Here is a 14,107-nt window from a genome sequence, read left to right as displayed (position 1 = left end):
CCCCTCGGCCGGCGCACCCAAGTAGCCATGCCCCCCGGACCGCTAGAGACTCAATCATCGGCGGTCTGCTCCCGGTACAGCACATCCACCCCCACGACGTACCACCCGTCCTCGACACGTGCCCAGTGGACCCGGAAGTTGGAGTACGAGTCCGGTCTCTCCGGAGGAGCGCTGGGGTCGAACACATAGCCCTTTCCGCCGGGTGCCGGGACGAGACGGAACAGCTCGCTTTGCGAACCCGCTGCGGCGGCATTCCCGGCAAGGTCTTCGCTAAAGCGGCTCCACCCGCCCGTAACGTGATGCATGTTGAACTCCTCCTCGGGCGGGGGCAGTGGCCCGTTGTGGGGCACCCGCGAGTAGGCGCGCAGCCGAGCCGGTACACCGCTTATCTCGGGGGGTAGGAGGCCGTAGACCAAGCTCGGGCTGCGCATGAACATCGCAAGTGTGGGCGCCAGCTCGCTGCCTGTGCCCAGAAAGGTGGGTCTGGAGCGATCTGGGGGACCTCGGAACACCGGGACGAAGCCACCCAGGCACAGGTCGCGGTACCTGCTCCCAGGCCATACCGTCAGCACCGTCAGCCGCGCGGACTTCACGGCGAACTGGCGCGCGTAATCCACATAGATGGCCCCGCCCGCCGGGAAGTCGCGGGGGAAGTCCAGCACGTAGTCCAGCTTGCGCCCCTCGGCGAGCTTCAGCTCCAGCCGCGCCTTCCTCGGACGCGCGTTGGCCTTGTAGAGCTTCGCGGACTTCGGGTTGCCCGGCGTCACCAGGAACGAATGCACCGGCGTGTCCGGTGGGAAGCTCAGCTCCACCCACTCCCCGGCGCCGCTGCCCTTCGCCCCTTCCGCCCAGAGGGTGCCGGGGTCCTCATCCAGCAGGTTGGCCGGCCCATAGCGACCAGGCTCCCTCCCTTCCACCAGCATCGATGACGCCGTCACAGTGACGGACACGCCATGGAGCTTCACCTCCACGCGCCTTGCATCCGACAGCCCGGCGTCGGGAGTCTCGGCGGAGCCTGGTGCGGCCGAAGCAGCCCGCCCCGCGTCGGCAGGCGCTGATGGGCCCAGGCCGCCCGAAACGGTCTGCCCGGCATCAGGAGCGCCGGATGGGCCCAGCCCTCCGGCCTCCGTCCGCCCCGCATCTGTGGACTGCCCCCAGGCCCCCGTGCTCAGCAGGACGCAGCCCAGGATGACCCGCAGAGGCTTCCACCAGCGCGTGCCACCCCTCCAGCTGTCATCGGACATGGGCGCTCCTCAGGGCTCCGGACGTCGGGCGCCGCACTTCATTCAGCGGCGGCCTTTCCCGCCCATCGTACGGCAACCCTCACAAGAACGGCGATGCGCGCGAAGACGTGTCTGGTGGTGACGCGAGGCGCGAAGGGATGCACGGTGCTGACCGCGCGAGACACGCTCCAGGTGCCGTCCTGGCCCGTGGAGGAGGTGGACCCGACGGGCGCGGGAGACTGCTTCCTCGCGGGCTTCACCCTGGGGCTGCTGCGCGGGGAGTCGCTCGCGCGCTGCGCGGAGCTGGCCAACTGGTTCGGCGCTCAGGCGGTGACACAGGTGGGCGTGCCCAGGTTGGATGTGACGCGATTGCCCGCGGCGCTGCGCTGACTCCCTGGAACATTCTGCTCGCGTCGTTCGTGGCTGCGCTCCACCTGCTCGAGTGCAAATCCTGCTCATGATGTCTGGGATTCGCACGTCGACACGGTGGATAGTGTGCCGCCAACAAACCACCAGGAGTCAGACATGCACTACGGTTCACGAAGTGCCGTTGCCATCTCGATGCTGGTTGTCGCCGTGCTCGCGGCCTGCGGTGAGGATGGGCGCGAACAGCCTCCCTCTCCCCAGGGAGAGCTGGTCCACTCGGAGCAGCCATTGCTGACGCTCGTCGAATGCCTTGTCGGCTCGGCGGCCATCAACTATTCGCCGCCCCTCAAGAACGTGGAGCAGGACGTCACCGTCGTCTCCACGACTGTCTATTCCAACTGCATCTCCTTGCTGGGAGGAGCGGTGACCTCCGGCACCAACACCATCCGCAGCTTCAGGCCCGGCTTCTCCTGCATGGACCTGTTGAGCATCGGCTCCTCGACCTCTGTCATCACCTGGAACACGGGAGAGACCTCGACGCTGATTCAGACGCGCGTGTCGTCGCAAATCAATGGCAACCTCGCCGTCCTGACGAACGTGGGAACGGTGGAGTCGGGCAAGTTCGAGGGTGCCACCGTCACGAGGACCACGACCTACCTCGCCACGGACCTGGCCGCCTGCGACAGCCCTGAGGGACTGTCTCGACTGAGTGGCCTGGCGACCCTCTCCCTCACCGGCCTGCTCTAGCCACGGCATCCCGCATGAAAAAGCCCCTCCCTCCCAGCGCGGGAGAGAGGGGCTGAACGTCTCGGCTCAAGCCAACGTCAGGCCTGCGGCTCCTCGGAGCCACCGCCCTCATCGGCCACGGGCGCCTCGGTGGGCTCCTCCGGCTCGGACGCGGCGGGCTCGGACGCGGACGGCTCGGCGGCCACGTCCGTGGCGCCAGCGACCTCGGCCGGAGGCGTCGTCTCCTCCTCGGACTCCTCGCCCTCGGGCAGCTTGGAGAGGGCCATCACCTTCTCCTGGTCGTTCTCCAGCGCAATCAGCCGCACGCCCTGCGTGTTGCGGCCGATGACGGAGATTTCCCGCACCTTCATGCGGATGAGCATGCCGCCGTTGGTGACGAGCATCACCTCGTCGGACTCCTTCACCTGGAGCAGGCCCACCACCTTGCCGTTCCGCTCGGTGGCCTTGATGTCGATGATGCCCTTGCCGCCACGGCCCTGCTGCCGGTACTCGGACTCTTCCGTCCGCTTGCCGTAGCCGTTCTCCGTCACGGTGAGGATGGCGGAGTCGTTCTCCACCACGTCGGCGCCCACCACCTCGTCGGTCTCATCGAGCGTGATTCCCTTCACGCCGAAGGCCTGGCGGCCCATGGAGCGGACCTCCGTCTCCGGGAAGCGGATGCTCATGCCCGACGCCGTCGACAACAGGATGTCCTTGGTGCCGTCGGTAATCATCACCGCCACCAGCTCGTCCCCCTCGTCGATGCCCAGCGCGATGATGCCGCTGGAGCGGACGTTGTCGAACGCGCTCAGGTCCGTGCGCTTCACCACGCCCTTCTTCGTCACGAAGAAGACGTACCGGTTCTCCGGGAAGTCGCGCGTCACCAACACCTGCGCCAGCCGCTCGCCCTCGCCGAACTGCACCAGGTTCACCATCGCCTTGCCGCGAGACGTGCGGCTGGCCTGCGGAATCTGGTGCACCTTGAGCGAGTACAGCTTGCCCTTGGTCGTAATCGGCATCAGGTACGCGTGGGTGCTGGCCACGAACAGCTTGCTGACGAAGTCGTCTTCCTTCGTCGCCGCGCCCGTCTTGCCGCGCCCACCGCGCTTCTGCGCCCTGTACTCCGACAGCGGCGAGCGCTTCACGTAGCCCGTATGCGACAGCGTGACGACCATCGTCTCCTCGGCGATGAGGTCCTCGCTGGTCATGTCATCCACCGCGCCGATGATTTCGGTGCGGCGCTTGTCGCCGTAGCGCTCGCGAATCTCCATCAGCTCCGTCTTGATGACGGTGAGCAGGGAGAGCTCGTTGGCGAGGATGTCCTGCAGGCGCGCCACGTCGCGCACCAGGGCAATCAGCTCGCGGAACAGCTCCTCGCGCTGCAGGCCGGTGAGGCGCTGCAGGCGCATCTCGAGGATGTTCTGCGCCTGCTCCTGGCTGAAGCCCGCGCCCTCGTACTTGTGCGCCAGGCCCTGGTAGGCGGGCTCCTCGTTGCGCGCGCGAGAGACGAGCATCTCCATCTGCGCCTTCGCCTTCGCGTAGTCGATGCGCTGGAGGTTGGCGAAGCGCTCGTGCTCGTAGAGGGTGGGCGACAGGATGTTCATCAGGCCCCAGCGCGCTTCATCCGGGTCCCTGGACGCGCGGATGAGGCTCACGACGAGGTCGATGAGGTCCTGGGCCACCAGCAGGCCCTCGACGATGTGCATGCGCGCCATCGCCTTGCGCAGCTCGTAGCGGCTGCGGCGCGTCACCACGTCGCGGCGGTGCGCCACGAAGCGGTCCAGCATCTCCTTCAGGTTCAGCGTGCGCGGCTGGCCGCCGTCGATGGCCAGCATCACCGCGCCGAAGGTCGTCTCCAGCGCCGTGGAGGCATACAGGTTGTTGAGCACCACCTGCGAAATCGCATCGCGCTTCAGCTCGATGACGATGCGCATGCCCTGACGGTCGCTCTCGTCACGGATGTCGCTGATGCCCTCCAGCTTCTTCTCGCGCACCAGCTCGGCGATCTTCTCGATGAGCCGCGCCTTGTTCACCTGGTACGGAATCTCCGTGAAGATGATGGCCTCGCGGTCACCCTTCTTCGACGTCTCGATTTCCGACCGGGCGCGCACGGTAATCTGCCCGCGGCCCGTCTCGTAGGCGCGGTGGATGCCCTCGCGGCCGGTGATGAACGCGCCGGTGGGGAAGTCCGGGCCGGTGATGAACTCCATCAGGTCCCGGACGGTGCACGTCGGGTGGTCGATGAGGTGCAGCGTCCCGCTGATGACCTCCGTCATGTTGTGCGGCGGGATGTTGGTGGTCATGCCCACCGCGATGCCGCTGCTGCCATTGACGAGCAGGTTGGGGAAGCGCGCCGGCAATACGAGCGGCTCCTGGAGGGAGTCGTCGTAGTTGGCGCCGAACTCGACGGTCTCCTTGTCGATGTCCGCCAGCAGCTCCTCGGCCAGGCGGTCCATGCGCGCTTCGGTGTAGCGCATGGCGGCCGGCATATCGCCGTCCACCGAGCCGAAGTTGCCCTGGCCGTCCACCAGCAGGTAGCGAAGGCTCCACGGCTGCGCCAGGCGCACCATGGCGTCGTAGACGGATGAGTCGCCGTGCGGGTGATACTTACCGATGACGTCACCGACCACGCGCGCGCTCTTCTTGTACGGGCGGTTGTGGTAGTTCGACAGGTCGTTCATCGCGAACAACACCCGGCGATGCACGGGCTTGAGGCCGTCGCGGACGTCGGGCAGCGCGCGACCGATGATGACGGACATCGAGTAGTCGAGATACGAGCGGCGCATCTCGTCTTCGATGTTGACGGGAATGAGCTCTCCGGCGCCGTCGGGAGGCGGAGGCGGGGAGGGCGGTGCCGGCTTGTCGGTAGTGTCGTCGGCCATGGGCTCTGGGAGTGGTCGCGGAGGGACCCCGCGAGGGGCCGCCATCCAGTGTGGGAGCGTTCGTAACCCCTGGATTTCCCTACGTCAACAGGGGAAACGAAGGGGTGAGCGCCCGGAGGTCGAAGTGGTTCGATAACAGGTCGAAGGGGCTCGAAAAAGCGCCCCCTACTGAACGCTCGAACCCCCTCGTTTCAGCCCGCTTTTTCGCGAGAAATTCAGGCCCTTCGGCGGCCTCAGGAGGGGCGCTGGGTCCCCGCGGGGCGCAGGGGGGCTGCCAGGCGCTCGGCCTCGGTTCCCAGTGGGCCCTCCGGGTCCTTCGCCCGGGCCTTCTCGAAGGCGGCGAGCGCCCCCTCGCGGTCTCCCTTCAGCTTGAGGGCCACGCCCACGTTGAGGTGCGCGGCGGCGGAATCCCGGTCCATGGACACCGCCTCGCGGAACAGTGTCAGCGCCTGGTCCACGTCACCCGACAGCAGCGCCTCCTTGCCCGCCTGGACGCGCTTCTCCGCGTCATTCACGAGTTCCACCTGGAAGACACTGTGGCCCACCACGTTGGCGATGAGCACGCGCAGGATGCCGCCCCAGTAGAAGGTGAGGCCCTCCGCGGCGACGACGGCCGCCAGCGGAAGGTCGGGGAGCAGCTGCTTGCCCCGGAACTTGAAGCGCACGCGGGTGTAGCGGCCCTTGTTGGCCCAGTGGACGACCTCGCCCTGGAGCTTGCGCAGCCCTTCCTCCATGCGCTTGGGGTCGATTTCGAAGGGCAGCACGCGGCCGTTGCCCTCCTCGCCCGAGGGCAGCGCCTTGGGCGCGTTGATTCCGGGCTCGTCGGTGAAGACGGGCTCGGCTTCGAGGACGATGGGAGGAGCCTCGACGGGCGCCGGGGTGCGAGCGGCGGCGGGCTTCGCTTTCGCCCTGCCCTTCCTGGGAGCAGCGGCACGGGCGGCGGGCTTCTTCACCTTCACCTTCGTGGCGGACTTGCGGGAGGAGCTCTTGGCCATGGTCATCACCTTAAACGAGCCACGGCGCAGACGCTTGCGCGCACCGGTTTGTCTGGACTGACAGAGAGCTTCTTCACAAGGGCTCGATAGGACTTCACATGGGGGCGGTCCTCGGCGCGGACGAGGTCGGGGATGATGGCCGCGCCTTCCCCCGAAAGGATTTCCGACGCATGAAGCGCGCCCGGCACGCCCTCCTCTCCGCCCTGCTCCTCTCCGCGCCCCTGGCAGGCGCGGCCGGGGACTCCGTCGTCACTGGCGACCCCTGGCCGCGCATCCGCAAGGAGCGCATCCAGAAGCTGCTGCCCCAGGCCATGGCCCGCGCCAACGTGGATGCCTGGGTGGTGTTCTGCCGGGAGAACGACAATGACCCGCTGGCCATCCACGTCGGCGGAGAGAACGCGGGGGGCACCGCGGCCTTCCTGTTCCTTCGACAGGGCGACGCGGTGCGCGCGGTGGCGCTGTCACCGGCGGGCGAGGCCACGGCGCTGCGCGAAGTGGGGCCGCTGGACGAAGTCGTTCCGCTGGAGCGCGGCGTGGACCTCTACGCGCAGGTGGCCGCGAGGCTCGCCGCCGCGAAGCCCGCGCGCATCGCCATCAACGCCTCCACGGCGGTGACGGTGGCGGACGGGCTGTCCTCCTCGCAGCGCACCGCGCTGGAGAAGGCGCTGTCCCCCGCTCAGCGCAAGAAGCTGGTGTCCGCCGAGGACGTCGTCTCCGAGTGGCTCTCCGTGAAGCTGCCCGAGGAGGTGGACATCCTGCGCAAGGCCGCCGCGCTCACTTCACAGCTCGAGGTGGAGGCGTACCAGAGCGTGGTGCCGGGCAAGACGCGCGACGTGGACGTGGCGCGCTTCCTCAAGAAGCGCATGGCGGAGCTGGGCGTGGGGGACGCGTGGGCGCCGGACCAGAACCCCAACGTCAACAGCGGGCCCACGCGAGGCCACTCACACGCCACCGAGCGCGTCATCCAGCCGGGTGACTTCATCCAGACGGACTTCGGCATCCGCGTGGGCGGCATGTGGGTGACGGACATCCAGCGCTTCGCCTACGTGCTGGCCCCGGGTGAGACACAGCCGCCGAAGGACGCGCTGGAGAAGTGGGAGAAGGGCAAGAAGGGCAGCCGCATCGCCCTGGCGGCCCTCAAGCCCGGCGCCAGCGGGTGGGACGTGGACAAGGCCCAGCGTGACTGGATGCGCGAGGCGGGCTCCGAGCCCGTCATGTGGGGCACCGGACATCCCGTGGGCTACTGGGCACACGACGTGGGCCCGGCCCTCTCCGGCGGCGCGAAGCCCAGGCCCGCGAAGGGACAGTCCCTGCGCATCGTCCGCCCCGGACAGGTGTTCGCCTTCGACGGCTTCTTCGCCTGGCAGGACGGCGCTCCGGACGCGCAGCGCATCGTCTCCGTGGAGGAGATGGCCGTCGTCACCGAGACGGGCGCCGAGTACCTGATTCCTCCCCAGGAAGACCTCGTGCTCATTCCCTCCGCGCCCGCACCGGGGCAATCGGGACCTGCGGCTCCCAGGCCGCGCTGACGAGTTGCGTCGCGCGCCCTACCCTCCAGGCTGGCCCGGCTCATAGGATGAGCCGGGCTTGCCGGGAGAGCGCGATGCAGACCGTGCTGGTAATCGACGATGATTTGTTCGTGCTCTCGCTGGTATCGGACATCGTCCAGAGCGCGGGCTACCACGTGGTGACGGTGCAGTCTCCGGAGGCGGCCTTCCAGCAAGACCTGGAGAACATCTCCGCCATCCTCTGCGACTACAACATGCCGGAGATGAATGGCGCGGACGTGCTCATCGCCATGCGAGAGCTGAAGGAGTGCCACGCGCCCTTCATCTTCCTCACCGGACACGAGCAACTCGACGACCTCATCCCCGTCGCCATCCGCTACGGCGCGGAGCTGCTGCCCAAACCCATCCATCCGGTGGAGCTGATTCGGCTGCTCATGAAACAGCTCGCCAACGTCGCGGCCTGAAACATCGCGACACGGTGAGACAGTCGGAAGCGCCCGAGGCTCGACATCGCCTCGGGCACTGTTTCATGCGCTCGCGTCAGGCCAACGCCTGGATGAGTCGCTCGGCCTGCTCGCGCCACTCAGGAGCGAGGCGGGGCAGCGCCAGCAGCTCGCGGGCGAGCGCCTTCGCGCGGTCCTTCTCTCCCAGGCGCGCGTGCACCACCGCCAGGTTGAGCCGGGGCTCCGGACGCTCCGGCGCGCGGCGATGCGCCTCTTCCAGCACCTCCAGCGCCTGCTGTCCGGCACCCGGGAGTTCATCCTCCGGGATGCGCATCAGCAGATTGCCCAGGTTGTTGGCGGGGGCCCAGTCGTCCGGGGACAGCTTCACGGCCTCGCGCCACGCGGACAGCGCGGCGGGGATGTCCACCGGCTCCGTGGCCTCCAGCGCCATGCCCTCCACCATGCGGCTCTGCGCGGTGGCCTGGCCTCGCGACGCCAGCTTCCGGCACAGCTCCAGCGCTTCGGGCAGACGTCCCTGCGCCAGGCGCAGCCGCGCCAGGTTCCCCTGCGCCGCCGGGCTGTCCGGCTCCACGCGCGCCAGCGTCTCCGCCGCCTTCACCGCGCCGGGCAGGTTGCCCCGCGCCAGCAGCACGTTGCACAGCCCGTTGAGCAGGTACGGGTCGTCCGGGAGGACCTTCAGGCCCGTGGTGAGCAGCTCCTCGGCGGCTTCCAATTCGCCACCCGCCTGGAGCGCCACCGCGAGCACCAGGTAGCTGGGCCCGTGCCTCGGGTTGAGGCGCAAGGACTCCTGGAGGTGGTGGAAGCCGTCCTTCAGCTTCTCCTGCGCGAAGAGCACGCGCCCCAGGTGGAAGTGGTGGATGCCCGCGTCCGGAGCCAGCTTCACCGCGCGCTCCAGCGCCGACTGCGCCGCCGCGTTGTCGCCCGCTTCCGCCAGCAGGTAGCCCTGGCCGAACCACGCCTCGGCACGCTGGGGCTGCGCCTTCGCGACCTTCCGGTAGAGCGCCAGCGCGCCGGCCGCATCGCCGCGTCGGGTGAGGAGCGCGGCGCGGACGAGCTGCACGCCCGGCTCTTCCGCGCTCAGGCCCAGAAGCCACGACTCCGCCTGGGCCTCGTTGCCATCGAATGCCGCGAGCCGGGCGAGCGCGACCCGGGCCGCCAGGTCCGAGGCATCGCGCTTGAGCGCGGCCTCGGCCTCACGGCGTGCCTGGTCCAGCTCCCCGGCTGCGAGAAGTGCGTCGTACCTGGCGGTCTCCGCCATCAGCCAAACAGCCCCTTGAAGAAGTTGCCGACGGACTTCACCACATTCTTGACCACTTCGACCGGCTTCTCGACGACGCTCTTCACCGCGTCGGCGATCTTGCCGAAGTTGATGTCGACGTCGAAGCCCAGCTTGAAGCCGATGCCCAGCGCCGCGCCGAAGTCCACGCGCGCCTTGAAGCGGCCGTTGTCCCAGCTCGCCTCGGCACGGGCCGACACACCGACACCCGCCCACGCCTCCGCGCGACCGGTGACGCCGCCGAAGTCGCCCAGCTTCACGTTGCCCGTCACACCGGCACGGGCGCCGATGAAGGCGTCACCGCCGACACGAGCCGCGTACTTGCCGTTGATGGGGTCCAGCGTCACTTCACCGTGGAGACCCGCCTTGGCGCCCACCCAGGCCTTGCCCTGGAGCTCCGCCTGAATCGGGCCGACGCCCGCGCGCAGGGTGCCTTCGGCGTCCACCAGCGTGGCCTTCGCGTCCAGGTCACCCCGGGCGAACAGCTTGCCGCCCTCGATGCCGACCTCGCCGGAGCCCTTCAGCTCCGCCTCGAGGACGCTCATCTTGCCGTAGCCCTGGGCCACGCTGTTCGCGTCGCCGAAGCCGCCCTCGAACTTCTTGACCGCCGCGCCCTTGGTGAACTGGCCGTCGATGCCGACCTTCGGAATCTGACCCAGCAGGCCCGCCAGGGGCCCCGTCACGCGCCCGGAGGACTCGTGCTGGGACTCCGTGCTGTAGCTGGTGTTCCAGTTCTGCGTGGTGCTCTTCTCACGCTCGAAGTGGCTCTGGAGGCGGCCGTCCTGGAAGGTCGTCTGGACGCCGGTGTTCGTGTCCTTGACCACCTTCTCCGTGGTCGTGTTCTTCACCACCGGCGTGTTCTGGGCGGTCTGCGTGGACCGAGACTGGGGCTGCTGACCGCGGCGGATGGAGCGATCACTCATGAAAGACCTCGGAACGGGGACGACCGAAAGAGAATGTGAGGGATTCTCGTGGGCTGTGTGGATCAGTTGCGTCCTGGACGGAGTTTTTCCTACAGGCGCGCCATGAACCAGCGGGCAATGAGCGGAATACTGGCCCCCACCCCCACCAGCCCGAGCCCCACGACGAGCCGAACAAAGCTGGGCGCATGGGCGCCGGGCTCCAGCACCGCGTCCGTCGGGTCCCGTGGGTTGTAGGCGACCCGGACCGACTGTCCAGGCGGGTAGCGACGCAGGGTGGCCTGGGCGTCCTGGGGGTTGGTGCGCGCGGTGGGGTCCACGCGAAGGGTGGCGGTGCCCACCAGCACGCGGCCCACGGAGTACTCGTACTGGACGCGGGCTTCGTAGTGGATGCGGGGCTCGGGTTGGCCGGGAACCGGGAGGCGGTGTTCCACTTCCTCGGCGGCCAGGACGGTGCCGGGCACGGTGGGCCAGCGGCGGGAGCGCAGGGCCCTCAGGACGTCCTTGAGACCGGCGACCACGAAGACCCCGCCGACCGCCGCGAGCAGCGCACAGATGACGCAGATGACGACCCAGAGCACGCGCACCGCGCGGACACTACCAGAAGCCCCCGGGCGGCACGGCTTGCGGCCCGTCTCTCAGCCCATCACCACGAAGAGCTGCCGGCACTGCGCCAGGAGCTGGCCGTCCTCGGTCCACAGCTGCTGGAAGTCCTCCGAGTAGCCTCCGCTCGCCTGGAGGGAGCGGCCGGTGCGCAGGAACTGGGCGTCCGGCTTCAGGCCCGCCTGGGGCAGCGTCTGGAAGAAGTGCATGGTGAAGTCCACGGTGGCGGCGGGGCGGAAGCCGTCCACGCGCGAGAGCACCGAGGGCGGGTACGCATCCATCAGCCCCACGCACAGGGGCGCATCCAGCACCGTCGGCTCCCTCGGGCGCAGCCAGCCGCCCGTCTCCGCGACGGCGGCCCCCGCGTACGGCGCCGAGCCGATGCAGAAGCGGAACTCGAAGAAGCGGCAGAAGTCCGGCATGGGCACGTCGTCCGGAGTCATCGGCACCTCGTGCGGAGGCGGGACTTTCGGGGGCGACATCTCCAGGTACTCGATGGCGCCTCCGCGCGCCGCGCCAAAGGTCGCGCTGCCCATGGCCACCACGCCGGAGTCGTTCTCCACGCGCACCGTGGCGTGGGTGACCAGCTTTCCCGCCCGCTCGATGCGCGTCGTCACCCGCGCCTCGCCCTCCACCGCCGGCGCGCAGAAGTGCATGGTGAAGGAGCGCACCGGCCGCGCCGCGTCACCCACCGTGTGCTCCAGCGCGCGCAGCGCGGTGCCCGCGACCAGGCCTCCATACGCGCCCCGCCCCTGGTACCAGGGCGAGGTGAAGCGGACGAGGTAGCGGTTCGGCCCGACGGGCTCGGGCGTGGAGGCGGCGAGGAAGGCGGCGGTCATGTCGCGACGCACCGTATCAAGCCACCGCCCGCCGAGAACGGACTGTCAGCGCCGGGCGACCGGGCGTGCGCGTGTCACCGCGTCAGGCGCCAGTCGATGGGCGGCCGCCCCTTGGACTCCAGGGCCTGGTTCACCGCACTGAAAGGCCGGCTGCCGAAGAAGCCGCTGCTGGCCGACAGCGGAGACGGGTGCGTGCCCTCGATGACGACATGGCGCGTGGCATCGATGAGCTTCTTCTTCTTCTGCGCGTACTTGCCCCACAGCAGGAAGACCACGGGCTCCGTCTTCTCGCTCACCGCGCGGATGACCGCGTCCGTGAAGGCCTCCCAGCCATGGCCCGCGTGGCTGTTGGGCTCCGCCTGACGCACCGTCAGCACCGCGTTGAGCAGCAGCACGCCCTGCTCCGCCCAGGCAATCAACGAGCCATCCTTGGGACGCGGCACCTTCACGTCCGCCTCCAACTCCTTGAAGATGTTCACCAGCGAGGGCGGCGAGGGCACCCCGGGCTTCACCGAGAACGCCAGCCCATGCGCCTGCCCCGGCCCGTGGTACGGGTCCTGGCCCAGCAGCAGCACGCGCACGTCGGCATAGGGCGTCAGCCGGAAGGCGGAGAACAGGTCCTCCTCCGAGGGGAAGACGGTGGCCTCCTGGCGCTCCTTCGCGACGAAGCGCTCCAGTTCCTGGAACGAAGGTGAATCGAGCGCGGCCTTGAGCGCCTGCTTCCAGTCCTTCGGCAGCTTGTCCTGCAACATGTGAGTGCCTCCCCGACCAACTCGGCGGGGCATTGAAACACCCCCTTCCCACGGGGCCCATCCCTTTCGTGACGCCGTCGGAGAGCCGACAGCGTCACAGGAGGCGGGCGGGCGGGCACGGCGGGTTCTTGGGCGGAAGGCACCGGCCGCGCTAGCCTGGGGGGCGCCATGACGATGTACACCGAGTCACTCCGCGCCTTCCTCAAGCCCGTCCTGCCCTACCTGGACGACGAGGCGGTGTCGGAGATCATGATCAACGGCCCGACCGACGTGTGGATCGAGAAGAAGGGCCGCCTGTCGCGCACGGACGCCACCTTCACCGAGGAAGGCCTCATCGGTGCCGCGCGCAACATGGCCCAGTTCGTCGGCCGCATGCTCACCGAGGAAAGGCCCCGCCTGGACGCGCGCCTTCCGGATGGAAGCCGCATCCACGTGGTGATTCCGCCGATTGCCCGCAAGGGCACCACCATCTCCATCCGCAAGTTCTTCAAGGAAAAGCTCACCATCAATTCCTTGTTGAAGTTCGGCTCGCTGACGCCGCAGATGGCACGGCTCATCGAGGCGGGCATCGCCACCAAGCTCAACATGCTGGTGGCCGGCGGCACGGGCTCCGGCAAGACGACGCTGCTCAACATCGTCTCCTCCCTCATCCCCGACGAGGAGCGCATCCTCACCATCGAGGACTCGGCGGAGCTCCAGCTCAACCAGACGCACGTCGTCGCGTTCGAGAGCCGTCCGCCGGACAAGTTCGGCAAGGGCGGCGTGGACATGGGAGACCTGCTTCACTCGGCGCTGCGTCTGCGGCCGGACCGAATCGTGGTCGGCGAGGTGCGCGGTGGCGAGGCGTTCCACCTCATGCAGGCGATGAACACGGGCCACGGCGGCTCGCTGGCCACCACGCACGCCAACACGCCCACGGACACGCTGCGCCGCGTGGAGTCCCTGTGCCTCATGTCCGGCATCGAGCTGCCCATGGTCGCCGTCCGCGCCCAGGTGGCCAGCGCCATCAACTTCATCATCTGCTGCGAGCGCTTCCACGACGGCAGTCGCAAGACGAGCGCCCTGTCGGAGGTGCTGCCGCTCACCGAGAAGGGCGACTACCGCACCCAGGACATCTTCGTCTTCACGCCCGTCACCAAGGACGAGGACGACCACATCCTCGGCTACCACGCGCCCACGGGCATCATCCCCAACTTCGTCGCCAAGGCGAAGGCGTACGGCTTCGCTGACCTGGACGAGTCCTTCTTCGACCCGGCGACGTACGGCATCCCTCCTCCGCCCGTCTTCCACGCCGGCGAGGCGTACACCGTGCGCTGGGCCCCCTCGCTGAAGCACCGCGAGGAGGGACGTCCGGACCCCGACCACTTCAAGAAGGAGTGGTCCGACTTCGAGGAGAAGCTGCGGCAGGATGCCCGCGACGCCAAGGCCGCGCCCCCCGTCCAGGTGCAGGTGCCCGCGAGCCTCCCCGCGTCCGTCGCCAAGCCGGCAACGCCGCCTCCCGCGGCCCGGCCCGCCACCGCCACCCCGCCCGCGGGCCACGCCGCCGCCAGGCC

13 protein-coding genes are annotated in these 14,107 nt (G+C 68.8%); 5 read left to right on the top strand and 8 right to left on the bottom strand.

Going from position 1 to position 14,107, the window contains the following annotated elements; genetic code table 11:
* Positions 1–50: 50 nt before the first annotated feature.
* Positions 51–1,244 (bottom strand): NADase-type glycan-binding domain-containing protein, encoded by a 1,194-nt coding sequence (locus tag FJV41_RS41235; RefSeq protein ID WP_141648114.1) that lies wholly within the window; start codon positions 1,242–1,244, stop codon positions 51–53.
* A gap of 93 nt (positions 1,245–1,337) precedes the next feature.
* Between FJV41_RS41235 and FJV41_RS41230 the strand changes: the two genes are divergently transcribed.
* Positions 1,338–1,613 (top strand): PfkB family carbohydrate kinase, encoded by a 276-nt coding sequence (locus tag FJV41_RS41230; RefSeq protein WP_246137740.1) that lies wholly within the window; start codon positions 1,338–1,340, stop codon positions 1,611–1,613.
* 135 nt (positions 1,614–1,748) lie between these two features.
* A complete protein-coding gene (locus FJV41_RS41225) occupies positions 1,749–2,336 on the top strand; it encodes a hypothetical protein (RefSeq protein WP_141648113.1) in 588 nt (195 codons plus the stop codon).
* Between the two features lie 77 nt (positions 2,337–2,413).
* Here FJV41_RS41225 and gyrA read toward each other — a convergent pair whose 3' ends face one another.
* Entirely contained in the window at positions 2,414–5,197 is a 2,784-nt protein-coding gene (gene gyrA / locus FJV41_RS41220; RefSeq protein ID WP_174457398.1) for a DNA gyrase subunit A, read from the bottom strand.
* A gap of 233 nt (positions 5,198–5,430) precedes the next feature.
* The gene (locus tag FJV41_RS41215) at positions 5,431–6,192 is read right to left on the bottom strand and encodes a tetratricopeptide repeat protein (RefSeq protein ID WP_141648111.1); all 762 of its coding nucleotides are present in this window, start codon (positions 6,190–6,192) and stop codon (positions 5,431–5,433) included.
* Positions 6,193–6,362: 170 nt separating this feature from the next.
* On the opposite strand from FJV41_RS41215, the gene FJV41_RS41210 reads away from it, so the two are divergent.
* Together FJV41_RS41210 and FJV41_RS41205 are read left to right on the top strand one after the other, a co-directional pair.
* Entirely contained in the window at positions 6,363–7,721 is a 1,359-nt protein-coding gene (locus FJV41_RS41210) for a M24 family peptidase (RefSeq protein ID WP_141648110.1), read from the top strand.
* Positions 7,722–7,795: 74 nt separating this feature from the next.
* A complete protein-coding gene (locus FJV41_RS41205) occupies positions 7,796–8,164 on the top strand; it encodes a response regulator (protein ID WP_141648109.1) in 369 nt (122 codons plus the stop codon).
* A 76-nt stretch (positions 8,165–8,240) separates the two neighbouring features.
* Here the strand turns inward: FJV41_RS41205 and FJV41_RS41200 are convergent, their stop codons facing one another.
* The 5 genes from FJV41_RS41200 to ung form a co-directional block, all read right to left on the bottom strand.
* Positions 8,241–9,422, bottom strand: a complete 1,182-nt coding sequence (locus tag FJV41_RS41200) for a tetratricopeptide repeat protein (protein WP_141648108.1) — start codon at positions 9,420–9,422, stop codon at positions 8,241–8,243.
* Positions 9,422–10,363, bottom strand: a complete 942-nt coding sequence (locus tag FJV41_RS41195; RefSeq protein ID WP_141648107.1) for a hypothetical protein — start codon at positions 10,361–10,363, stop codon at positions 9,422–9,424. Before FJV41_RS41195 ends, FJV41_RS41200 begins: the two co-directional genes overlap by 1 nt.
* A gap of 89 nt (positions 10,364–10,452) precedes the next feature.
* A complete protein-coding gene (locus FJV41_RS41190) occupies positions 10,453–10,947 on the bottom strand; it encodes a DUF3592 domain-containing protein (RefSeq protein ID WP_141648106.1) in 495 nt (164 codons plus the stop codon).
* A 51-nt stretch (positions 10,948–10,998) separates the two neighbouring features.
* On the bottom strand, positions 10,999–11,802 hold the full coding sequence (locus FJV41_RS41185) for an acyl-CoA thioesterase (protein ID WP_141648105.1): 804 nt from the start codon (positions 11,800–11,802) through the stop codon (positions 10,999–11,001).
* 74 nt (positions 11,803–11,876) lie between these two features.
* Positions 11,877–12,554, bottom strand: a complete 678-nt coding sequence (ung, locus tag FJV41_RS41180) for a uracil-DNA glycosylase (protein ID WP_141648104.1) — start codon at positions 12,552–12,554, stop codon at positions 11,877–11,879.
* A gap of 168 nt (positions 12,555–12,722) precedes the next feature.
* Here ung and FJV41_RS41175 point away from each other — a divergent pair.
* A partial coding sequence (locus FJV41_RS41175) for a TadA family conjugal transfer-associated ATPase (protein WP_141648103.1) occupies positions 12,723–14,107 on the top strand: 1,385 nt, incomplete at its 3' end.

It is taken from the genome of Myxococcus llanfairpwllgwyngyllgogerychwyrndrobwllllantysiliogogogochensis, from assembly GCF_006636215.1.
In the GTDB taxonomy this organism is placed as follows: Bacteria; Myxococcota; Myxococcia; order Myxococcales; family Myxococcaceae; genus Myxococcus; species Myxococcus llanfairpwllgwyngyllgogerychwyrndrobwllllantysiliogogogochensis.
The sequence above is the reverse complement of the archived record's forward strand: the minus strand, read 5'-3'. Positions and strand labels throughout refer to the sequence as shown.